The sequence below is a fragment of the Sagittula marina genome (assembly GCF_014196795.1).
Lineage (GTDB): Bacteria > Pseudomonadota > Alphaproteobacteria > Rhodobacterales > Rhodobacteraceae > Sagittula > Sagittula marina.
This window is the reverse complement of sequence record NZ_JACIEJ010000026.1, coordinates 1-21211: the sequence shown is the minus strand read 5'-3', so window position 1 is coordinate 21211 and position 21211 is coordinate 1. Positions and strand designations below refer to the sequence as shown.

Genomic DNA, 21211 nt, shown 5'->3' with positions numbered 1-21211 from the left:
GCGCACTTATGCAAACTCTACACCTATGGTTTCGAGATTTGCGTGCGATCTCCTTGAGGCAGGTCCTCAGCCGATGGCGAACTCCGTCCGACGCGATGCGCGCCGGAATGAAAGGCCCTCCCGGCCTCTCAAACTCTCCAGGGCCAACTTCGGCAGTTGGATCGCATCCCGCAATATCGCGCCAGCGTCTCGCCCGATGCCCCACGGTGGGGGCCGGTCTATCGCTGGCGTCTCCCTTGCGGGAGGTATCGCGCCCAGGTGCTGACGCCCCTTCGCGATACCGGGTTTGCCCCCGGCAAACCGCCAGTGATCTGCCCCCATATCCCGCCCCCTATGAGGCTGGGGATCTGGGGGCAGATCACTGGCAAGCCCGCGGCTCAGAGAGCCAGAGGCTCACTTCGGGCGGGCTGTCTTTTCCACTTGCACCGCGCCGAGTCAGGGCGCGATCCATCGGGGAAAAGACGGCTGACCCAGTGGCCCATATTGGGGCATGGTCCGGGGTCAGCAGCGGCGCACTTTGTCGTCGTTCTGGTCATGGTCGAGGGTAGGGCGATGGCCAGCTACCACCTCTCTGTGAAGACGATCAAACGCAGCGCCGGGCGCTCCGCCACGGCGGCGGCGGCCTATCGTGTCGGGGAGCGCATCGAGTGCCAGCGCGAAGGCCGCATCCACGATTACACCCGCAAGCAGGGCATCGAGGAGACCTTCATCCTGGCACCGAAAGACGCGCCGGACTGGGCCACGGATCGATCCCGTCTCTGGAACGAGGTCGAGGCCAGCGAGACCCGCCGCAACTCCGTCACCGCCCGCGAATGGGAGCTGGCCCTGCCGTCCGAAATCAGCGCCGAGGACCGCTCGCAGATCACCCGTGACTTCGCCCAGGAGCTGGTCAGCCGGTACGGCGTGGCCGTCGATGTGGCGATCCACGCGCCGCACCGTGAGGGCGATCAGCGGAACCACCATGCCCATGTTCTGACTTCTACGCGCAAGCTCGAAGCCGAAGGCTTCACGACCAAGACGCGGGTGCTCGATTCCGCGAAGACCGGCGGCGTCGAGATCGAGCAGATGCGTGGCGTCTGGGCCGATCTACAGAACCGCGCGCTGGAGCGGGCAGGGGAGGTGGAACGTGTCGATCACCGGTCGCTTGAAGCGCAGCGGGAGGCCGCGCTGGAGCGTGGCGATCAACTCTCCGCCGAAGAGCTGGACCGCGACCCGGAGCTGAAGCTGGGACCGGCGGCGAACTCCATGGAGCGGCGCGCGAAGGTGATGGCTGAGCGCCAGGGCCGGGAATATGTGCCCGTCACCGAGCGCGGGGCCGTGGTCCATGCCGCCCGGCAGGCCCGCGCCGCTTTCCGCGAAATGCGCGAACGGCTGGAGTTGGCGCGCGAAACCTATGGCATCGAACGCGATGCGGGGCAGGGCCGTGTCTCTGCTGGTCTGGCAGCACTCAGGGCCGCAACCGCGAAAGATCGCGACCGCGACCGAAACCCGGACGATTTCCGAGAGCGTCTGGCGCGTGTCGTGGGCAGGTCACGGGACCCGGACGACACGCCGAAGCCGGAAGGCCGCAATTATGCGCGGGAGCGGCTGAAAGAGATCATGGAGAAGGACGCCGGGCGAGATGGCCAGGCGGCGGTTCACAAGCTGGACGGTCACAGCGAGTACGATCTGGGCGAGGACACAGGGCGCCAGGCGCGCAAGCCCTCCGTCAACGAGCGTCTGAAGGACGTGCTGAACAAGCCGCGTGAGAAGCTGGAGATCGAGGACGAGCGCGACCAGGAGAAGGATCAAGAGGTCGAGAAGGATCGTGACATCGACCGTGATCCGGGCCTCAGTCACTGACGAGGCGATGCGAGGTCGTTTCCCCGATTTTCATGGGAATGCTCGCCTGTGCGAACCCAATACCGACGAGGAACGAAATAACGCCCGTTGCAGTCTTGAACTCGCGCACCCTGATCGCATTCTGGGTCACGCGCGTCCTGGCTGTGACAAGGATTTTCTCCTGTCCATCGTTTCCGACCGTCCGCATGATCCATAGACCGTACCAGCTTGGTCCTTTGCGTTCAGGATCGGCTTTACACAGCACTTCGACCGTATGCCCCTCCTCGGCAAGCGCCCGAAGGCCTTGTTCGGTGGTCACGTTGAGTTCGAGTTCAGTCGTTTGGTTCATCGCATAAACTGAGAAAGGAGAGAATGTCTCAGTGTGGCGGAATTCAGCAATGCGTTCAATAGTATATTATTGGAGAGGTATGCATTTTCAGATCAGTTGGCTTCGGGCATGTTTGCCCATGATAGCCGGAGACTGTTGCCCGCTCTTTTTGGCAAGTTGGCCCGCTTTACGAGGCGTCCCGAAACTTCAAAGTCATCGTCAATTTTTACGACGAGCAGTTTGCTGAAATGCCTGTCGAGACGCACGCTGGTCTTTTCTTTGCTGTTGATCGGCGAAATTGTTTTGATTTCAACGAAGTCGTTTCCCAATCTACCATCGGAGCCTTGGGCATGGTTTTTGTGAAGTTTGATTCCATACATAATCGCACCGAAAAGTTCACCAATGTCGCCGTAGACGTTGAGGTGCTGTCCAGTATCGCAGAAATAGGCCTCTGCAAGCGTCAGCAGGTCCTGAAAGTACGGAACCAAAGTTGGATCAGCGTTCGGGTACTTCAGGCGTAGTTCAGCCTCGCGCTCAAGTTCAGCGAGACGGCTGTACTTGGTTTCTTCTGGGTCGATAATGCTATCCCAACCAAGCCATTCGCCATCAATCCAAAATGCGTTGTCTGGCCCTAGTACGTCGGCTGTCATTTGAAACTCCTATCCCAGAACAATACCCTAAGACTTTGAAAAGATTATGACCGCCCTTCGCTTCGGTTCACGCCTTTAAAGCTGATAGAGTTCAGTGATCCCGGCTGGGTGCCGGTCTCGCTTTGAGTGGTAGCCAGGGCAGGGGATCGACGGGCTGACGCCCGCTCACCCCTACCCTGACGGTTTCCCAATCCTGTTGATCCGCCTGCCATCCCGGCGGGTCCGAGAAAACCGGCAAGCGCCGCCGGTGGCGTCGGTTCCGGTCGAGAATTCCGGTTCCTCCCACGCGCAGGCGCGCGGTCCCCTCCCAAATTCACGCCCTCCACCCGGTTGTCACGGCCCCGCCAGGCCGCAGGACGGGCTTTGCCCTTACCTGCTCTGCCGTCCGGAATGCATGGGCATTCCAGACAACAGAGAAGGAAGGCCCGCCCATCGGCGGAAAGGGGAAGAGACCCGGCCCGCGTCACTCGAAGGAGGGTCACAAATGACCGCAGAGAAGTTTGACGTTTATTCCCATGTCACCAACCAGATCATCGCGCAGATCGAGGCGGGAACACCGCCCTGGCGTAAACCGTGGACTGGCGGCGGAGGAGGGGTCAGCTTGCCGGAACGGTTCAACGGCGAGGCCTATCGGGGCATCAACGTCCTGATGCTTTGGGCGACAGCGATGGCCAAGGACTACAGTTCAGCCCGATGGATGACGTTCAATCAGGCCAAGCAGCTTGGGGGCCATGTTCGAAAGGGCGAGAAATCCGCCACCGTCGTGAAGTATGGGACCGTCGAGCGCGAGGACGAGAACGGCGAGGAACGTCAGATCCCCTATGCCAAGGCTTACCGCGTGTTCAACGCCGACCAGATCGAGGGCTTGCCTGCCGAGTTCTACATCCTGCCCGACCCGCCCCGTGATCTTGGCACCGTGGCCGACCCCGAGCTGGAGGCGTTCTTTGCCGCGACCGGCGCGCAGATCGACGTGACCGAAGAGCCGCGCGCCTATTACAACATCAAGACCGACCGCATCCACATGCCGCCGATTGGCACGTTTTATCGGGCGGCAGGGTATTTTGGCACCTTGGCCCATGAGACAATCCACTGGACCGGCGCGACAAAGCGGCTGGACCGTTTGGGCCGGTTCAACGACCGCAAGGCCTACGCGTTCGAGGAACTGGTCGCGGAGATTGGCAACTGCATGCTTTGCGCGCAGATCGGGGTGGAGCCTGAATTCGACCAGAGCGCGGCCTATGTCGAAGGATGGCTTGAGGCGATGAAGGAAGATAGCCGCGCGATTTTCCGCGCCGCGTCCGAAGCGCAGAAGGCCGTGGATTACATCATGGAGCGCACCGCGCAGGCTGATAGGATGGCCGCAGAGTAACAAGCCCGCACCGCTGAAATGATTGAGGCCCCCGTCAGCAGATGGGGGTCTTTTGCGTTGTGGCATGATTCAGGTGGTGGGCGGTTTCAGGGTGACCTGTCGGCGGGCAACCTGAAGGCCACCCGCCGACAGGCCCGGCGCTTCGCGCGGACGGGCATGGGATGCCCGGTAGAACAGAAAGCCCCTCTTGCAGAAACGTTACCGTACGATCCTGCCCCGTCCGGTATACGATTCCAGAATCGGCGGGCGTAATCTCGAAAACGGGGTGTCGGAGCCTGTGGCGCTCCGTTATCTTGAGCCGTGATTGCGGGAGTTGCATGCTAAATATCTGTAATTGCTTGCCTTGAGCTATCTTACAACTCACACTTAACTAACATTTTTCCCAATTGGAGTGAAAAGGTATGCATCCACTTCTTCATACGACGCGCCGTACGCGAGCACAGCCGAATGGTGTTCGCCCCGTGAATGCAACCTACGACTTTCTAAGTGGCCTCTGGATTAGCCCGGAAGGCCCGCTGTGCTGTGATCCGAGCCATATACCGATGAGCAAGAAGAATGACATTGAGACCGGCGAGGATCAGAAGGGCCAGTAAGTTGTCGCTGGATGTCCAAGTTCTTATCCTTACGAGCGAACTCGATTTCGCTACTGATCGGATTTGTCGTAAACTTTTAACCGATGGAATTGCTTTTCTGCGGCTCAACCGCGAAACTCTGTCAGAGGTAAGCCTCACAATTCTTCCTACGCAAGGAATGCTTCTCTGCCGAAAGGATGGGCATGAGTGGCGCGTGGGTGAGAAGCTTCGTTCAGTATGGTGGCGGCAAGGCACCTTCGACCGCAATGTTGCTAACGGGTACACATCTGTGAATGAGCAGATGGAGAGGTCGCAATGGTCTGCGTTCATGAGGTCGATTATGGTCGCTGATAGCGCAACATGGGTTAACGATCCCTCTGCAATCTATCGAGCAGAGACTAAGGCTGTCCAGCTCAATCACGCAGCTCGGATCGGTTTTGACGTTCCTGAAACTCTGATGACAAATGATCGTTTTGCGGATGTTGAGGAAAGGATTGGGTCTCGGGTTGCGTTGAAGAGCATAGATACGCTTCTTCTCAGGCAGGGGGATGATCAACTTTTCGGTTACACGACTCTTACTGATTGGCGGGCCGTCGCAACTAAACATCTGCATTTGGCCCCGGCGACTATTCAGGCTCCGCTTCTGAACAAACTTGACCTGCGTGTCACAGTTATGGGTGAGAGCCATTGGTGTGTGGCTATCAAGAGGCACGGGGAAGGGATCGATGGAGATTGGCGGCTTACCTCCAAATCTGACATCGAGATAGAAGACTACACTTTACCAGCGGACGTATCTCAAAAATGTCTGCAACTGGTTCGTTCTCTCGGGCTACGATACGGAGCGATTGATCTTGCGCTGTCAAAGGGGCGTTATTGGTTTATTGAAGTGAACCCCACGGGGGAATGGGGATGGCTGGATAGTGATGAACGTCCAATGACATCTGCGATTGCCGGGTATTTGTCATGCCCGTGTTGAAATCTGTGTTGAGGTTCCCCTTCTCGGCCACGATGGCTTTGGCGATCCCAATACAAATGGCGATAGCCAATCGGCACGTTGCCAAATCTGATATAAATACGGAAAATATTGAAGCGCTTTCTGATGGGGATCTCCAAGACCTAATCCTCTCCGAATGGATCAGGGCTAAAGAGCTAGATGAAAAGTTGCACAAAATGACCACGGTGCTATCCGTCGCGGTAGCCATTGGGGGGTTGGTCAGCACCACGATGTTGCAGAGTGTCGGTGGGTCTACAGCTAAGTATGTAGCGATTGGTTTATATCTTGCCGCGACTTCTCTGTTGGTCATCGGAATTGCCTTGGGCTTCAATGGGCTTCTTCCGAAGAAGCGCTACGGATATGGTGCCGCTTATATGCGGAATGTCGCCACCGGAGGAGAAACTGCTCGGCAAGTGATGATTGAGGCAGCGCGAGAATTTGAACGAGATAATCTCATTCGGTCGAACGAAACCACCGCAGCTGTCGTGTCGATTCGAAATGGAGTGTTGGTTTTCGCGTTGGGGATCGGGGTAAACCTATATGCTTTAGCTACGACCGAACTGGACGCGCCTCAAGAGCCACCAATAATTCTTGTCGAAGCCGCAGTGATTGCAAGAGGGGGATGAGCCGCTTTGTGTCGTGGCGTTACGGGAGTATCTATTTAAAAGTACCGGGCAATGAGTTCTGATCCGCGAGAAAGGCAGGAAACGTGCAGTTTATTCACAATGACCTAGGTTCCCGACAACGTGGTGAGATTGTCGAAGTTACACTTACCAGCGGTGCCAACGTTCGCCTAATGACGAACTCCAACTTTTCCAATTATAAGAATGGGCGGCGGCACCAGTATGTCGGCGGATTAGCTAGAAAATCTCCGGTTCGTTTACAGATACCGAGTAGCGGCCATTGGCACGTCGCGATTGACATGCAGGGGCTGCGCGGTTCAACACGTGCGTCCGTCCGTGTTCTGCCGAGTCCGTTGCCCGAAATCCGCGAGGCCCCCCTGAACTCGGTTCCCGGTCTAGTCCGAGACGTGCCTCCGGCGGTGTCGGACGACGCGGAAGCCTATGATGTATTCATTTCGCACGCCTCCGAAGACAAGGATTCGATTGTCCGCTCTCTGGCGGAGGCCCTTCAGGGGAGAGGGCTGGCGGTCTGGTACGATGAATTCACCCTTCGTATCGGCGACAGCCTGCGCCGCAAGATTGACGCTGGTCTGGCCAGAAGCCGCGTCGGACTTGTGGTTATTTCCCCTTCCTTCATCAGCAAGGGCTGGACGAACTATGAGTTGGACGGGATCGTCACGCGGTCTGTTTCCGGCGAACAGATTCTGCTGCCGATCTGGCATGAGATCACCAAGCAGCAGGTCATGGATTTCAGCCCTTCCCTTGCCGATAAGGTTGCGCGCAGCACAGCCATGCACACGGTCGATGAAATCGCGCAGGAAATCTTCGGTCTTCTGAGGGAGTAACCTTCAGCTGGCATGTCGCTTTATCAACTTCTGAAACGGGCAACGCCGAACGACGAGTTCCGTCGTCTGATTGGGATCGCGCGATAGCAGTTAAGCACGGCCAAAAACGGTGGTTTTTGGGAGGGTATAATGCACGTAAACTCATCAGTTTCCAGGCGGACAGCTTGAACGAGTTCTGTAAAAAGTGGAATGTTCACTCACGGTAATTGTGTCAGAAGGAAGCGATTGTGAAATCATCTATGGATTCGATTATTCGTATACTGATTTTCGCTTTTAGCATGATCTCGGCTTCATCAGTAGTCGCTCAGATGGGAGATGGAGACCATGGATTGCCAACTCAGCAAGAACTTATCGCACCCGGGCCTGACGGCCCGCTCAGGGGAACCTTGACCTTGCCAGTTGCCGACGGTGCGATCCCTGATGGAACGCCTGTCGTATTGATTGTGCCCGGATCGGGGCCGACTGATCGCGACGGTAATTCACCCCTCGGCATCTCGGCAGCGCCCTACGCGCTTCTTGCGGAAGCACTGGCTGAGCGGGGGATTCCTTCGGTGCGCATCGACAAGCGCGGTATGTTTGGCTCGGCGGATGCTATCCCCGACGCCAATGAGGTGACGATCACAGCTTACGGCGATGATGTTCTCGCGTGGTCGCAGGCCATTAGGGAGAGATTGCCAACGTCTGGCGGCGGCACGCGTTGCGTCTTACCGCTTGGGCATAGTGAAGGCGGTCTGGTCGTGCTGGCGGCCATTGCGCGCCTGCCCGACCCGTGTGGCCTGATATTAGTCGGCACTCCCGGTCGACCGCTTGGAACTGTGCTGCGCGACCAACTGCATGCCAACTCTGCCAATGCTCCGATCCTGAATGAGGCAGACGAGGCGATCACGACCTTGGAACGTGGCGACCAGGTTAATGCGAACACATTGACCCCTGCCTTGCAGCCTTTGTTCGCACCGGAAGTGCAGGGCTTTCTAATCGACGCATTCGCCTACGATCCTGCCGCACTGATAGCGGAGACTCGCGTTCCCGTCCTTATTGTTCAGGGTCTGCGCGACCTTCAGGTAGGCGAGGCGGACGCCCGCAGGCTCGCGGATTCCGCGCCAGAAGCCACCCTTTCTCTGGTCCCAGACGTTAATCACGTGTTGAAGGCTGTTTCGTCCAGTGACACAGCCGCTAACTTCGCTGCTTATGCTGATCCAGACTTGCCAATCGCTCAAAATGTCGTGGAGACGATCACACAGTTCCTCGGACAGATTGACGAATAGAGGTTCTTCAAGACCGCTCCAAAAACGGTCGTTTTCGCCTGTGACAGAAACGTACAAGTTCTGTCCACCAGCGGCCAGTGGAGGTACTCGATCAAGTTGCTAGGCATTTAGGTAGCGTCGAGCGATCGAACCGAATTTTCCGTGTTGCTGGCAGCGGTGTTCGGTCGGTATTGTACGTGTGTCGACTAGTCCCTGATGCCAGACCGTACAGCGCAACTATGAACACGCGTTGCGAAGTACCTAGCGAAAATTTCGTTCTCCGGAAATTCATCAGGAGCTTTCCAGTAAGCACCAAGGCGGCCAACAAGGCCCGCAATCCAATCGGCGGCCTGCATCGTTTGATATCGATGGCTCTCCACTTGAAACGGCGGCTCAACGAGACAACGTCTTCGGTCGGCACCATACATGGCCACCGCAGCCTGGGTTATCAGGGCATCTCGTTGATCGTGTTCATCGAGGGTCAAGAGGAAGCGCTCGCAGGGATCGCAGTCCTCCTCACAGTGCTGGTCAATGCGCTTGATCGCTTCTCGTAGGATGTGTCGATAAAGCGCGTTCGGATCGTGTTCCTCTGCGGAGTGAGGCTTTCCTTGCCCGACATAGAATGCGAAGCCGCCCACTGCTTTGATCTTGTTGAACATTCGAGACGTGAAATGTCGTAGCTCCTGATAGGTCTCGACGTTTTTGACGGTGTAGAGGGCGGACCCCTTCTTTTCCCAGATAGCAGCTGGCGTCCCGCTGCGCTCAATCTCGAAAGCGAGCAGTTCGCTCTTCCTTTGGTAGAACCAAGTGCCGAAGCTGCGAACCTCTTCGATGGGCAAGACAAGACCGGCCAGTCCGAATACTGGGCTATCGTTGTGCCTTGGATCATCGCGGCTGATGTACGGACCGATATGACCAAATTCGTCAAGGTAGGCGATGTAAGTCACAGTCAATCCTAGAAGCACGAAAGCCCGCGCTTGCGCACGGGCCTCGGAAAGAGGGCAACAGAAAGCTGCGCCTCAGTGGGAATAATTAGTTGAAGGGGGGCTGGAAGTCAAGGCCCCAGTGAACTGACCGGCTGTAAGAACCTGCGCGGCAGAAACTGTGGGTTTTGGCTGCAGTAGTTTGATGGTGAACAGAGGGGGCCGCAGCAGCTGATACTAGGCCACTCGATGCTGCGCCGCCCTGGCTGTGCAGCTTCTCTACCAGGGCTTGGGCGGCCTACTGCAGCTGCTCGGCGGAAAGGGAGAAGCTCTCGCTCGACCGGTTCATTGACTATTACTGTCATATGGTGTTTTGTGGTGTTATGATGGGAGGGGGGTGGCCGATGGCTGACGTAAAGCTGATTGCATGTCTCGATGAGGCTCAAGTCGAGGAGGCGCTGTCCCGGCTATCGGGGCTCACGAAGAAGGCACCGGAGGTTCTGGCCCCCTATTCTCCTATGCCCGCCCCCAAGAAGTCGAAGGCGCGGCGGGTCGCGGAGATGATAGCCCCGCGTCCAAGTCAGACTATGCGCCGTGAGGCTTTGAAAAACATCTTGATCCATTACGACAGCTTCCTCGACACGCAGGGGGAGGGTGATCCAGGCATGCGTGTCGCGTTCTCGCATATCTCCCGCGCCTTGAAGCCGCTCTGGGGAGGGAGCAACGGCATCGACATGCTGGCAAACCGGAAGCGAGAGTACGAGCCATCGTCGGGAAAGTATCGCGGCACAATTTATACCCCAACCCCGTTCGGAGAAGAAGTTCTGGCGGAGTTGAAGGCGATGAGTGCGCTCTGAAGGAGGCCCTCTCCCGCTCTTCCTTGAACCCCATTCCATCGGCCCCAACCGATAGGCGAACAAGCTGCCGCGCGGTCTGCCTCGTCACCTCATGGGCGCTCAATTGAGGCCATGGTACGCATCGTGTAGCTAGGCTTCGCCAAAAACGGTCATTTTTGTCCCCCTGCCCTTCCCCACGGCAAATCAAGATGTTGATAAGGACAAAAACCCCGGCCAAAACCTTTGGGGTTTTGGGACGTTTATGGCACCATCATCGACATGATTATCGGATACGCCCGCGTCAGCACAGACGACCAGAAGCTCGAAGCCCAGACCGACGCCTTGACGGAGGCCGGAGCCGAGCGCGTGTTCGCGGATAAGATTACCGGTTCGGCCAGGTCACGGCCCCAGCTCGACCAGATGCTCGACCATCTACGCGAGGGCGACGTGGTGGTGGTCACGAAGTACGACCGGCTTGCGCGGTCGCTGCGAGACCTTCTCGACATCGTGGAAATCATCGCGGAGCGTGGCGCGGGGTTCCGGTCGTTGGCCGAGGATATCGACACGACGACCCCGGCAGGTCGTCTCGTGTTCCATGTGTTCGCGTCCATCGCCCAGTTCGAGCGTGAGCGGATATCCGAGCGCACCAGGGAGGGGCTACAGGCCGCCCGCAAGCGTGGCCGGGTCGGAGGCCGACCCCCTGCCCTCTCGGCAGCGCAGCGCGACGAGGTGCGCCGGATGCGGGACGTCGAACACCGGCCCCTGGCCGAGATTGCCCGCTTGTTCAAGGTCAGCACGAAGACGGTCAGGCGGGCTTGAGCGCTTTTCAGGTCCGGGTGACTGCCCGATATTTAGCTGCGAGCCAGCTCATTCATCTTTTCCCGGTATTTTATCAGCCTCTGGTTGACCGTAAGCAGGTCCGCAACAAGCTCGTCGTAAGCGGGAAAATTCTTCTGCACCGATTGTGGGTCGGCGTCAGACTTGGTTTCCATTTGCTTCTCGTACCAATGCCTAAAACGCGCTTGCCACTTCGTAAGATGCGGCCTCAATCCTTCGTTCAGAACCTCAACTGAAAGACTGATTATCTGACTGGTACTGTCACCTCTAACCTTTGATATTGGGATGTCTTTAATCATCTCTCTGGTGACGCCAAAAAATGTATACCAAGAATTGTAAATTTCTTCTATGACGTCATGTTCTGGATCTATCGGCAATCCGACCTTTCGGGTGCTAAGTTCGACCCATATAGAATATGCGATTTGTCTATCAGTCGTGTTTGGTCGGAATGAGATTTTTTGGTCACCAATGCCAAACTCTGCGCTGTCTATCTCGAATCTAGACAATCGCTTCCACAGAAGAATACGCACCGCAATGAAAGCTAGGGCGATAATGAAAGCTAGTACGACAAATGGAATTGGCTTGATCGTGAAACTTAGCGCCCAATCGTTACTGACTATAAGCTCTAAAATATTGGAGCCAACGGCTGCGGGTGCTTTTTCTTCCATTAGCATTGCCGATTATAAGACATCCGGTCTCTTGGGTTTGTAATTAGATGCCGGTGCGTGTTGCGTCGTTGGTAAGCATTCTCGATTGACTGGACAAGAGAGCTTGTGGTTTCTGGGTATTCGCGATGCCGAGCATAACAATCATCTTCCCCTTCACTCCGCAAGTTTAGATTGAATCTATTTGGAAACTTTCCTGCATAGCTTGGAAGCTTTATTCCAAGAAGGCCGTTTGGAACAGTGTATTCCCCCTGGCGCAGAGATGCTTGTATTTCCCAATCAACATACCGTCGCGCCCAGGTACATGCTCCAAGCAGCACGATGGTCACGGTCGAATCCTTCAAGAACCTCTCGCGGATGCGGCGCATAACATAGCTAGTGTCAGTGCTTTGGATGATGTCTGGTGACATCTCCTCGCCCAGACCGCGCGCGATGAAGCAGTCAGCTTCATGATCGAAGTCGCGAATGAACCTGTTAACGGCATCCTGGTCTGCATGGTGATAAGATATAAAGCATTTTCGTCTAACTGTCGCCATTGAGCCTCCACTAATCTATCTTCACGATCTACTCTTCACAAAACGCCGGGTTGCGTCAGTGCGCTCGATTTCGCTTGTCACCCATCGACCGTCTCCAAGATAGTGGACATCGCGCACTAGGTTGCGATCAATCAAGTAGGCGACAGCCGGATTTATGCGACGGGGCGACCACTCATATCGCTCCGCAATTTCCGACATCTTCTCTGGAAAATCGGGCGTATTCATCATATCAGCTGCAATCGTGAGAGCGTCGGCCTGTGGGTCCGCTCCATCAAGAAAATACTTGTCGAACTCCGTCCACAGGTTCTTGTCTGGAAGGACGGCAAAATGGTCGTCGCGGAAAAAATCCCTCAATTCGTACAGCGCGTCTTGAGTGTCCTCGAGTGACAGGCCGACAGCCGTCGCCAAGCCTTCTTCACTGATTTGCGGATCAGCCCAAACCGCGTGCGTCGTTTCACGGCAGAAATATTCCGCGACAGCCATTGCTGCTGACGAATATGGTGATGGCGGCTGTTCGACGGCTGACGGTTTCGTTCCCAACTTGGGCTTTCGCGTGAGCTCATAAATATCACTTACAAGCTGCTCGATCTCTTTTTCCGGTGTTTCGGTGAGCGCCGGAGAATGAAGAGGTCGCAAAAGCGGTGGCAACTGTTCCGCCGGGAGATTGCTGCGAAGAGGTATGAACTTTGCTTCACCGCTAACCCTACGAACAAACCCGGCATCGATCTCGGTTTGCACCCATGGTTTGTTGATCGAGTTAGGTGACAGAAGAACTATGAAATGTGTGCACCCGCCGAGGCCTTGGTTGATCTTCTGTACGATGCTATCGCCTGCCCCGATTTCCCAACGGTCCCACCAAGTCTCCACCCCTGCGGCTTGAAGCTCTTCGGCAACACGCTCCGCCACATCACGATCCTCACTGGCGTAGCTAAGGAAGGCTTTGGGCGACACGACACGTTCAACCTCTGTGAAGTCAATCATTCCAATATCCTCCAACGGCAAGCGCTCCCGGATGATGGCAATGAGCTCCGGTGAGGCCTCGACCGCGAGCCGCATATCCTCCAACTGATGGCCACGAACCACGACGACAGGGAACTCTCCTGTCTTAGGGTCGCGAATTGATCCAACCCGTTCCCGCATTTCGGCGGCCACAAGGTCTCGCATTTTCCGCTTCATGTCCTTTTCAAAGTCACCGGCTTTGAAAGGTTTTCCGTTGTAGGTCATCGAAATCATGGCACCCCTCCGAATCTATCTCGCAGCCACGGCCGCTATGTGGCCCGCAAATTCTGTGACGAAGGTACGCAGCGATGTCAGATCGCTTATGTGCCGGTATGCGCCATCGGTGGCGGCTTCTCGTGGCGAGGCCAGGAAGGTCGCGCTTGTGTAAAGCCCTTCCTGTACCAGGCGCTTGCACAGTATGTCGTACCGTTGCGCGTATGATGCACCTCGGAATGCAGCATCGACCGGGAAATGTGGCTGCTTATCGGACACCGGGGAATTCGACTTCGGACAATCCTCGAGCAACATAATCCAAGCCAAGAACGGGCGGGGCGCATCTTCTCCAAAGGCCCCCTCCCTGTATGCCGTCCAGAGGTCGTGGGCGGTGCCGATCGCCTCTTCACTCCGGTTGTTGAAGTTGTTGCCAAATGACGGGCCGACTTGCGATTTGAATTCAAGCGCGGCGACGAGCTGGCCTCGGTGCATCACCAGCATGTCCCACAGTTTGGTCGGGCGATAGAACCCGGGCAGCGTCAAAACTCGCTTTTGAACGCAGATTTGCGCATCCCCGAGACCGTTGCCTTCGATGAGGCTTTGAACAAGGGCCAGAAACCCATCCATGTTCTTGCCGGCAGTTACGGCACCTCGAGCGCCGGCATCCACGTTGCCGGCTTCAACCTGGCGAGCGAGGGCCGCTTCGCGGTTTCCCCAGAAGAGTTTGACGGCTTCGCGGGCTTGTTCTTCGTAATTCGCAAGGTCGAGGGTCATGCCTGTATTCCCCCTTCGATGAGCTTCATGTCATTGGCGGACAGCCCGTAGAGTTCGGCCACCGCGGAATTGCGTTCAGCAGCGTTTTCCGTTTCCGAGAGGGCTTTGAGCGTTGCCCGCAGCTCTTCGCTGACGGTATCCCAGGAAGGCAAGCAAATGCGCCGGAGGTACTGCGCTTGGAACCGCAGGAAGCCGCCACGCATCTTTGTCGAGTACAACGAGACAAACAATCGCGCGATTCCCGATTTCATGACCGTTTGCAGGGCGCGAACGTCCCAGGTGCTTGACGTGATGAAATACAGGTTGTGGTGCGGATAGAGCTCGCCCCGTTCATAGACGATGGCCGCATCCCCTTTGATATCAGGGATTAGCAGCTTTTCTTGGCCCGTGATTGCGGGATGAATCCGGTCGATTGTGCGATACCAGTTTGCCGGGGCCTTCGTCGCAACATGGCGACCTGCAATCACCTCCCGCCGCTCCTCTAGGTAACGTGCAAGGCGTGGGTACTCTTCGAGGGCAACAAGCTTTCCGTTCTCGTCAAACGGGTTGATGACCCCCCTGCCCTGCCACTTCACCTCACCGGTCAGAATGTCCTTTGTCGTAACAAGGGGCAGCTTGCGGGATGGCTCTACGTCGAGGGTATCGAAATCCCCGATGAAGGCCTTGTCCGCGCCGGTCGCAACACCGATGCCGACCTTGCAACCTACAGCCTCGAGCTGCGGAAAATTCGCCTCAAGGCGGCGTACCAACGCCAGCTCGTCAAAGGCACTCAAGACCCATGGTTCAGCACCGGCAGCAACATCCTTTACCTCTTGCACAACGCTCTTTTTATTCAACTCCGGTGCCGTCAGGTCGCGGCTGAGGGTGCGAAGAGCGTCGCGGTTGATATCGGGTCGAGCAAACACACGGGTTCTGTTTTCTCTGGTGCGTTCAATGACAGTGATTGCCGGATAGGCCGTCACGTCACTGTGAAATGCGGGCGTGTCCACCATGTCCACATAGATGGACAGTGAATAGTCGCGACTGACCATTTCACGCAGCTTGCGACCGTAGCGATTTTTCATCCAACGGTCCGCGCAGATAAAGCTAAGCTGCCCGCCCTGCTCGAGCGCGTTCAACGATTTTTCGATGAACGGTATGTAGATATCCGCGCGGTCGAAGATAGTCTCATAGCGTTGGCGGTACTCAGCCATGAGAATATTCGGGATGACTTCTTGCCGGATGTAAGGCGGGTTGCCGACAACATGAGTGAAATCATGGTCAAAATCGTGGAGCAGGAAATCGCCTTGGATAAGCCAGGCCGAGACCAGCTCTTCGGCTTCCGCAGACGAAAAACCGCAGCTCTGGAGTTTGGATGCGATAGCCGTCCGATGACGGTCGAATGTTGCTCGATGCAACTCAACCGCCCGAAGCGTCGGTTTCAACCGCTCGACTGTCAGGCCACCCGCTTCACGCTGAGCAGCGGCAAGTAGACGGTCAACAATCGGATGGATGAAATCCCCGTCGCCAAAGGATGGCTCAAGAATGCGATAGCCCGTTAGGGGCTTGTCCGCCTCATACCCCACCAGGTCGAGGATGAAATCCACAACCTCTCGTTTGGTGTAGATTGCCCCCCTTTCCTCGAGGCCAGACTCGTTGGCCAACCGCTCAACCGCTTCGGTGACGGGGCAAAAGCCTTCAAATCGGGGTTGTATCGAAAGCGGTGTATTCATGCGGCCTGCATCGTGAGTCGAACATTGGGGGAACGTTTGGGAATTCATAGCACCATTAGAGCATGACTTCCTAGCAAAACGCAAAATGTTGAGACCACTTATCCCAAGCAATTCATTTATAACTCTAACATTAGCATTGTAGTTAACGTTAGAGGTGAAGATAATGATAACGTTGACGCTAGATGGCAAAGCAGGCAGGATTGGTTCATGTATGTAATCACCTTCGCAAACCCGAAAGGCGGCTCGGGCAAAACCACGTCCGCCATGCTCCTTGCTGAACAGATTGCCGTATCCGGCGGTCGTGTGGCTATCCTTGACCTCGACCCGAATGCCAACATCCTCGCATGGGCACAGGCCCGCCAAGCTGAGGGCAGGGACGTTCCCTTCACGGTTCATGCGCGACCACAGGCCGAGGAAACGGTCGAGCTCATCGACGGTCTATCCGATGAGGCCGATTACCTCATCATCGACCTAGAGGGTTCCAAGGACCAAATCGTGACGTTCGCCCTTTCCCGGACGGACTTGTGCATCATTCCTCTAGACGGGTCGCCCATGGAAGCGCGGCAGGCCGCGCAAGCCGTTCGCCTCGTACAGACCACGGCGAACATGATACGTTCGCAGATTGATTATGCTCTTCTCTTCACCCGCACGAACGCCGCGTTCCAGACGACAGACGAGCGTGATGTGCGGCAGGAAATGGAGCTTAACAACATCCCGACACTCCCTGTGCGGATTGCCAAGCGAGCCCCGTACACGCGCATTTTCCGGGATGGTGTCCTGTTGTCGGAGCTCCCGGATATCGTGACCGATGAAATGCAGGGCAAAACCGCGTCCGTGTCTGACAAGGCCATGAAACAGGTGGCGGGAGCCATCGAGAACGCCCGAGATTACGCCCAGGCTGTCATTGCAACCCTAACGAGGGAGCAGGCGGCATGAGCGGTAAATACGGATTCAGTGGCGGTATCGACCTGCCTAAGACTACACCTAAGCCAAAGCCTCGTCCCAAGGTTGACGGCGACTCCCTAAGCGAGGCTGTTAAGGCGGGGGCAGATCTCGGCTTTGTCAGCCGAGAGCCTTCGACGCGCCTAAAGCCTGGACCAAAACGCAAAGAGCCACAGGACAAGGTTTCTATTCCGGGGCCTAAACGCGTCGTGGATGATTTCCGTGCCTTTTGCTCAGCGCGGAACCTGACCTTGTGGCAAGGCTTGGAGTTGTTACTTTCGCAGGAAGAGGGCAGGGGGCGCTAAGGCTTCCCCCTCGTCTCGAACCACTTGCGGCAGAACCCCACAAAAGCCTTCGTCGGATTCCGTGGCGGCTCGCTGTCCATTTCAGCCATCCAGCTCCGCCACTCGGATTCAAGCGCGTAAATATCCCACCCCGGAGCCACGTGGCGGGCATCGTGGTAGGCCTCCGGGTCAAGCCGCACCGTAGCGAGGGCAGGAGTTGGCGGCTTTGGCTCTTGAGTGCGGCGATTGGTAAACATCACCATGTCATTCTCGAAACGCACCGCGTAATCTGGCATGTGGCCGTGCGCTTGGTCCTCCCGCGCAATCTTTAGGACCAGACGCCGGAATTCTTTCTCGGTCGAGCTGGAACCACATTTCGCTTGGAGCTTTTGGAGGGAGATTTTCCACTCTGATTTTTGCCCACAATGCTTGCGAGCCAGCTCGTAGATACGTCGTTCCAAGGGCTTGCGAAGCCGGAAATAGTCGCGATGCAGGGTCAGCACTTCTTTGTGCTGGATAGCGTTGAACACCCAATCAGAGAGCCGGATTTCGACCTCTTGCATCCGACCATCACGCGTTTCTCGAACGATGCGAAACGCGTCGATGAGCCCGAACCCGTCGAACACTTCCATGTCACCCGTGATGATGTTGGTGGTAATGCCCGTGCCTTTCAGTCGCTCTAAAGCGGCTCTCAACTGCTCGTATCCCCGGCCATCCGTTCCCCGGTTCGTTGCTGTCAGAAGATCATAGGCCTTGAAACGCACCGTTTGGCTAACCGGACGTTCTTCGTTCAACGCGGCCATGCACTGGCTAATGCAGTAAATCAACACGTCGCGGTCATGCACCGTCGCTAGCCCCTTCACGGAAGGGGTAATCTCCACGAAGTTAGAGCCGCTTTCATATCGCCGGATACGGCGGTCAGGCTTGGTGGAAATCGAAAAAATGGGGTGTTCCATCGACGCCATGTCACCCTTCGGCGCAGCATCGAAGATGTCGCAGACGAAAAAATCCGCCTGCTGCATTCTATCCGGCAAGAGCGGAGAACGTTGTGTCGTGTTATCACCCACCATGAATCAACTTTCGTGCTTTCACCCACCGCCGTCAACATCTTTCGTGTTTTTACCCACCGGGAAGGTCAGTTCGTGTTATCACCCACCCGACCGCTCTTTCGTGCTTTTACACACCGTTTTTCGTGTTATCACCCACCACCTTTCGTGCTTTTACACACCGAGCAGTTCAGATTCACGAATGGATTCAAAGAGATGTACGTCAATTTCCACAGCGTAACACATATATAACACCTATTTAACACTATGGGATTCCGGGGTTTTAACACTACCGCAAACAAGAAATATCGGTCACCGCTGATAAAACACGCAGGCATCAACACCCGTGGTTGTCGTGGTCCAGGACGCTCCAAGGACAGCGCACATGGAAGCGTTGCTGGCTAGGAAACGAGGAAGCGTCACCGTCAGGACAAGAGCCAGAACGACAGCACCCAGACCGAACCATGGAAGAAGGCTTTTGAAACGATCCAGCTTCTGTTCGCGTTCCCAGAACTGGCGCATGCTGTCCGACCTGGCATCCTCTGCTTTCCTGAGAACCCCCTGGGTATGGTTAGACGCCCGCAGCAGATCACCAGCCATCTGGCCAACACGGTCCAAGGTGTCGCCGATCCTGCCGTCGATGGTCGCGCCGACAATTTCACCGTAGTGCTCCGGGTCGGTTTGCTTTTGAGCAGCGAAGGCCACAGAGCGGGCTTCCGTCGCTGTCTTGTTCATCCGGTCGAGCACTCGCGTCTGATCATCCACCCGATCCGAGATGCTGGCAACCGCCGTGGCAAGCAGATCGAGCGTTTCGCGCAGATCGTCATCCGAGAGCGGGGCAGGGGAGGCGGGCGTATCTGACATGGCAAATTGCTTTCCGTTTATCGGACTTCCGGCGTGAACAGCCCGGCAAATTCAAGGTCGGCGTAGTAGCGTAGTTTTTGCGCGACGGCGGTGGCCTGCCCCTGGACGCGCAAGAGCTGACGATCCGGGGGAAGCTGCATGATTTCATCGGGGGTCAGCAGATCACGACCCGTGAGGTTGTTCGAGAAGCTGGGGCCATCACCGGGTTTGAAGCTGTCTGTCTGGAACCCGGCAGTTTCCTGGCCGATCATCTGGCTCAGCCACTTGGCTGTCTCGAAGTCGTTCACCCCGAAGACCTGTTGCACCCCGGCATTGGCGATGAAAGTGCCAGCGCGTTCGCCGTAAAGGTCCTTGAGCTGGCTCATGTCCTGCAAGATCGGCCAGAGCTGAAGCCCGTAGCCCGCCATCAGCCCCATGGCGCGCTCTACGGCTTCCAGACGGCCCAGGGCGGCAAACTCGTCCAAGAGGAACAATGTGGGCGTCTTGAGGCGCTGAGAGGCCCCCTGAGCGCCCACAGACGCTTCAGCGTCCCGTGCAATGTCCTGGAGAGCCTGAGAGACCAGAAGACGCAGCCAGCGGCTGTAGGCGTCCATCCGGTTGGGTGGCAGGACTAGGAAGACGGAGGTGATCCGATGGCGCAGATCGGAGAAGGCAAAGTCCGAGCGTGCCAGGCATTTCGCGATCCGGGGCGAGTCCAGGAAGTGCGTGTGGCGCTGCGCGTTGGACAAGACCGAAGCGGCTTCCCGGTCGGCCTTGCCGAGGAAGCGGTTGGCGGCGCGGGCGATGAGTCCGCCTGCCTCCTCGCTGTCCTGCATCAGCTCCAACAGCGCCCGGAGTTTTTCCGGGGGCAGGGTGAGGTATTCCCGGACGGTGGCGAGCGACCGGCGGTCGCGATCCTCGTGGCAGACACAGAACATGATCAGCCCGCCGAGGATGGCCTTGGCTTCTTCGTTCCAGTGCGCTTCCGTCACCTGTCCCGGCGGGTCCATGACCAGAGCCTCAGTCAGGGAGGCGGCATCCTCACCCAGATCGAGGCTGTCCGGTGTTAGCCGGTCGAGCGGATTGTACGCGGCAGAGGGATGACCGCTGACCTCAAACGGATCGAGAACGTGGACCGTCCCGAACCGCCGCCGGGCTTCCCCGGCGATCCGGGCATTCTCGCCCTTGGGGTCGATGACCAGGACCGAGCGTTCTGCTGCCAGCAAGTTCGGGATCACCGTGCCGACACCTTTCCCGGCCCGCGTCGGGGCGAGGGTAATCAGATGGGCGGGACCATCATAGTGCAGCAACCGCCCGGTGTGCGGATTGCGTCCGATCAGGAGGCCGTCTTCCCGCTGAAGCTTCTTCAGTTCTTTGCGGTTTGCAAACCGCGCCGAGCCATGGCTGTCGCCGGTCAGTCCGAAATAGGCATCGGCCCCGGACGCCATGCGCCAATACTGGAACCCGAAGACAGCGCCTATGAGCATGAAAGGACCGAAGACCAGCCACTGCCACGCGCTTTCACCGGGCGGCTGATCGAAGAAGGCAAAGATGAACGGCGTGGCCACAAGTGCTCCGAGCATCGCCCCAAAGGCCATCGCTCCGATCAACCATCCGAGCATGATGGGGGTAAAGATTAACCGACCGAAGAACCGGAACAGACCCCCGAAGACGAGCATCACACTCCGCATCAGGACGCGCCGTCATCGCTTGGGGCAGGGGAGGGGGTATCCCACTCCGCGAAGGCCTTGCGGTCCTGTTCGCGGGAGAGGTTGCGGATCAGCCGGTTGAGCATGGCGGCTGCATTGGAATCCCGTTCCGCCAGGTCCATGAGTGCCCCGCCCAGGATCACCTTGCGGCGGGTATCCAGCTTGCGCTGTCTGGTGGCTTCCCGGTTCTTCAGAGCCTGAAGACGGGCCTTGGCCTGGGCATAGCGTTTCTCGGCGCGTTCAAGCTCAGTCTCGGCCAATTCGGGAATCCACTTCAAAGAGGGCAGGTGTAAAGGTTAGGCTTGCCACAACCAGCGATAGCGCTTACCCGTAGGCCTGTAAAGGACAAGGGCGCACTTATGCAAACTCTACACCTATGGTTTCGAGATTTGCGTGCGATCTCCTTGAGGCAGGTCCTCAGCCGATGGCGAACTCCGTCCGACGCG

At 57.1% G+C, this 21211-nt stretch carries 21 protein-coding genes; 9 read left to right on the top strand and 12 right to left on the bottom strand.

Features of this window, described 5'->3' with window-relative positions; genetic code table 11:
• Positions 1 to 552 precede the first annotated feature (552 nt).
• The gene (gene mobQ, locus GGQ68_RS23615) at positions 553 to 1842 is read left to right on the top strand and encodes a MobQ family relaxase (protein WP_183970399.1); all 1290 of its coding nucleotides are present in this window, start codon (positions 553 to 555) and stop codon (positions 1840 to 1842) included.
• On the opposite strand, the gene GGQ68_RS23610 is transcribed toward mobQ, so the two are convergent.
• Together GGQ68_RS23610 and GGQ68_RS23605 are read right to left on the bottom strand one after the other, a co-directional pair.
• A complete protein-coding gene (locus GGQ68_RS23610; protein WP_050532806.1) occupies positions 1832 to 2170 on the bottom strand; it encodes a hypothetical protein in 339 nt (112 codons plus the stop codon). The two genes, mobQ and GGQ68_RS23610, sit on opposite strands and share 11 nt — an antisense overlap.
• A 92-nt stretch (positions 2171 to 2262) precedes the next feature.
• Positions 2263 to 2799 (bottom strand): hypothetical protein, encoded by a 537-nt coding sequence (locus GGQ68_RS23605; protein WP_050532805.1) that lies wholly within the window; start codon positions 2797 to 2799, stop codon positions 2263 to 2265.
• A 484-nt stretch (positions 2800 to 3283) separates the two neighbouring features.
• On the opposite strand from GGQ68_RS23605, the gene GGQ68_RS23600 reads away from it, so the two are divergent.
• From GGQ68_RS23600 to GGQ68_RS23580, 5 genes are all read left to right on the top strand, one after another.
• Entirely contained in the window at positions 3284 to 4168 is an 885-nt protein-coding gene (locus GGQ68_RS23600; protein ID WP_183970397.1) for an ArdC family protein, read from the top strand.
• A 594-nt stretch (positions 4169 to 4762) separates the two neighbouring features.
• On the top strand, positions 4763 to 5716 hold the full coding sequence (locus GGQ68_RS23595; protein ID WP_204355343.1) for an MvdC/MvdD family ATP grasp protein: 954 nt from the start codon (positions 4763 to 4765) through the stop codon (positions 5714 to 5716).
• Positions 5704 to 6360 (top strand): hypothetical protein, encoded by a 657-nt coding sequence (locus GGQ68_RS23590; RefSeq protein ID WP_183970395.1) that lies wholly within the window; start codon positions 5704 to 5706, stop codon positions 6358 to 6360. The genes GGQ68_RS23595 and GGQ68_RS23590 overlap by 13 nt, the downstream gene beginning before the upstream one ends.
• Positions 6361 to 6443: 83 nt before the next feature.
• Positions 6444 to 7202: a DUF1883 domain-containing protein gene (locus GGQ68_RS24785; RefSeq protein ID WP_111735582.1), complete on the top strand. Its 759-nt coding sequence runs from the start codon at positions 6444 to 6446 to the stop codon at positions 7200 to 7202.
• Between the two features lie 239 nt (positions 7203 to 7441).
• On the top strand, positions 7442 to 8467 hold the full coding sequence (locus tag GGQ68_RS23580; RefSeq protein WP_246429536.1) for an alpha/beta fold hydrolase: 1026 nt from the start codon (positions 7442 to 7444) through the stop codon (positions 8465 to 8467).
• 185 nt (positions 8468 to 8652) lie between these two features.
• Here the strand turns inward: GGQ68_RS23580 and GGQ68_RS23575 are convergent, their stop codons facing one another.
• Positions 8653 to 9393, bottom strand: a complete 741-nt coding sequence (locus GGQ68_RS23575; RefSeq protein ID WP_343056072.1) for a DUF3800 domain-containing protein — start codon at positions 9391 to 9393, stop codon at positions 8653 to 8655.
• 380 nt (positions 9394 to 9773) lie between these two features.
• Between GGQ68_RS23575 and GGQ68_RS23570 the strand changes: the two genes are divergently transcribed.
• Together GGQ68_RS23570 and GGQ68_RS23565 are read left to right on the top strand one after the other, a co-directional pair.
• Entirely contained in the window at positions 9774 to 10226 is a 453-nt protein-coding gene (locus GGQ68_RS23570; RefSeq protein ID WP_183970391.1) for a hypothetical protein, read from the top strand.
• 258 nt (positions 10227 to 10484) lie between these two features.
• On the top strand, positions 10485 to 11024 hold the full coding sequence (locus GGQ68_RS23565) for a recombinase family protein (RefSeq protein WP_183970401.1): 540 nt from the start codon (positions 10485 to 10487) through the stop codon (positions 11022 to 11024).
• A gap of 32 nt (positions 11025 to 11056) precedes the next feature.
• On the opposite strand, the gene GGQ68_RS23560 is transcribed toward GGQ68_RS23565, so the two are convergent.
• From GGQ68_RS23560 to GGQ68_RS23540, 5 genes are read right to left on the bottom strand one after another with little or no spacing between them, the layout of a single operon-like run.
• Positions 11057 to 11710 carry a hypothetical protein gene (locus GGQ68_RS23560; protein ID WP_183970389.1) on the bottom strand — a complete coding sequence of 218 codons (654 nt, stop codon included), beginning with the start codon at positions 11708 to 11710 and terminating at the stop codon, positions 11057 to 11059.
• The gene (locus tag GGQ68_RS24960; RefSeq protein ID WP_183970387.1) at positions 11710 to 12243 is read right to left on the bottom strand and encodes a TIR domain-containing protein; all 534 of its coding nucleotides are present in this window, start codon (positions 12241 to 12243) and stop codon (positions 11710 to 11712) included. Before GGQ68_RS24960 ends, GGQ68_RS23560 begins: the two co-directional genes overlap by 1 nt.
• 21 nt (positions 12244 to 12264) lie before the next feature.
• On the bottom strand, positions 12265 to 13476 hold the full coding sequence (locus GGQ68_RS23550) for a toll/interleukin-1 receptor domain-containing protein (protein WP_183970385.1): 1212 nt from the start codon (positions 13474 to 13476) through the stop codon (positions 12265 to 12267).
• A gap of 15 nt (positions 13477 to 13491) precedes the next feature.
• Entirely contained in the window at positions 13492 to 14229 is a 738-nt protein-coding gene (locus GGQ68_RS23545) for a PaeR7I family type II restriction endonuclease (RefSeq protein WP_183970383.1), read from the bottom strand.
• Positions 14226 to 15941 carry an Eco57I restriction-modification methylase domain-containing protein gene (locus GGQ68_RS23540; RefSeq protein WP_183970381.1) on the bottom strand — a complete coding sequence of 572 codons (1716 nt, stop codon included), beginning with the start codon at positions 15939 to 15941 and terminating at the stop codon, positions 14226 to 14228. The genes GGQ68_RS23545 and GGQ68_RS23540 overlap by 4 nt, the downstream gene beginning before the upstream one ends.
• Before the next feature lie 207 nt (positions 15942 to 16148).
• On the opposite strand from GGQ68_RS23540, the gene GGQ68_RS23535 reads away from it, so the two are divergent.
• A complete protein-coding gene (locus GGQ68_RS23535) occupies positions 16149 to 16877 on the top strand; it encodes a ParA family protein (RefSeq protein WP_183970379.1) in 729 nt (242 codons plus the stop codon).
• A 307-nt stretch (positions 16878 to 17184) separates the two neighbouring features.
• Here the strand turns inward: GGQ68_RS23535 and trfA are convergent, their stop codons facing one another.
• From trfA to GGQ68_RS23515, 4 genes are all read right to left on the bottom strand, one after another.
• Positions 17185 to 18189 (bottom strand): plasmid replication initiator TrfA, encoded by a 1005-nt coding sequence (trfA, locus tag GGQ68_RS23530; protein ID WP_246429534.1) that lies wholly within the window; start codon positions 18187 to 18189, stop codon positions 17185 to 17187.
• Positions 18190 to 18525: 336 nt separating this feature from the next.
• A complete protein-coding gene (locus GGQ68_RS23525) occupies positions 18526 to 19077 on the bottom strand; it encodes a hypothetical protein (RefSeq protein ID WP_183970374.1) in 552 nt (183 codons plus the stop codon).
• Between the two features lie 17 nt (positions 19078 to 19094).
• Entirely contained in the window at positions 19095 to 20735 is a 1641-nt protein-coding gene (locus GGQ68_RS23520) for a type IV secretory system conjugative DNA transfer family protein (protein WP_246429533.1), read from the bottom strand.
• Between the two features lie 11 nt (positions 20736 to 20746).
• On the bottom strand, positions 20747 to 21025 hold the full coding sequence (locus GGQ68_RS23515; protein WP_183970370.1) for a mobilization protein: 279 nt from the start codon (positions 21023 to 21025) through the stop codon (positions 20747 to 20749).
• Positions 21026 to 21211 lie beyond the last annotated feature (186 nt).

Coding starts and splice junctions, on each gene's coding strand:
- mobQ (WP_183970399.1), top strand. CDS start 553: ATGGCCAGCTACCACCTCTCTGTGAAGACGATCAAACGCAGCGCCGGG.
- GGQ68_RS23610 (WP_050532806.1), bottom strand. CDS start 2,170: ATGAACCAAACGACTGAACTCGAACTCAACGTGACCACCGAACAAGGC.
- GGQ68_RS23605 (WP_050532805.1), bottom strand. CDS start 2,799: ATGACAGCCGACGTACTAGGGCCAGACAACGCATTTTGGATTGATGGC.
- GGQ68_RS23600 (WP_183970397.1), top strand. CDS start 3,284: ATGACCGCAGAGAAGTTTGACGTTTATTCCCATGTCACCAACCAGATC.
- GGQ68_RS23590 (WP_183970395.1), top strand. CDS start 5,704: ATGCCCGTGTTGAAATCTGTGTTGAGGTTCCCCTTCTCGGCCACGATG.
- GGQ68_RS23580 (WP_246429536.1), top strand. CDS start 7,442: ATGGATTCGATTATTCGTATACTGATTTTCGCTTTTAGCATGATCTCG.
- GGQ68_RS23570 (WP_183970391.1), top strand. CDS start 9,774: ATGGCTGACGTAAAGCTGATTGCATGTCTCGATGAGGCTCAAGTCGAG.
- GGQ68_RS23565 (WP_183970401.1), top strand. CDS start 10,485: ATGATTATCGGATACGCCCGCGTCAGCACAGACGACCAGAAGCTCGAA.
- GGQ68_RS23560 (WP_183970389.1), bottom strand. CDS start 11,710: ATGGAAGAAAAAGCACCCGCAGCCGTTGGCTCCAATATTTTAGAGCTT.
- GGQ68_RS24960 (WP_183970387.1), bottom strand. CDS start 12,243: ATGGCGACAGTTAGACGAAAATGCTTTATATCTTATCACCATGCAGAC.
- GGQ68_RS23550 (WP_183970385.1), bottom strand. CDS start 13,476: ATGATTTCGATGACCTACAACGGAAAACCTTTCAAAGCCGGTGACTTT.
- GGQ68_RS23545 (WP_183970383.1), bottom strand. CDS start 14,229: ATGACCCTCGACCTTGCGAATTACGAAGAACAAGCCCGCGAAGCCGTC.
- GGQ68_RS23540 (WP_183970381.1), bottom strand. CDS start 15,941: ATGAATACACCGCTTTCGATACAACCCCGATTTGAAGGCTTTTGCCCC.
- GGQ68_RS23535 (WP_183970379.1), top strand. CDS start 16,149: ATGTATGTAATCACCTTCGCAAACCCGAAAGGCGGCTCGGGCAAAACC.
- trfA (WP_246429534.1), bottom strand. CDS start 18,189: ATGCAGCAGGCGGATTTTTTCGTCTGCGACATCTTCGATGCTGCGCCG.
- GGQ68_RS23525 (WP_183970374.1), bottom strand. CDS start 19,077: ATGTCAGATACGCCCGCCTCCCCTGCCCCGCTCTCGGATGACGATCTG.
- GGQ68_RS23520 (WP_246429533.1), bottom strand. CDS start 20,735: ATGCTCGTCTTCGGGGGTCTGTTCCGGTTCTTCGGTCGGTTAATCTTT.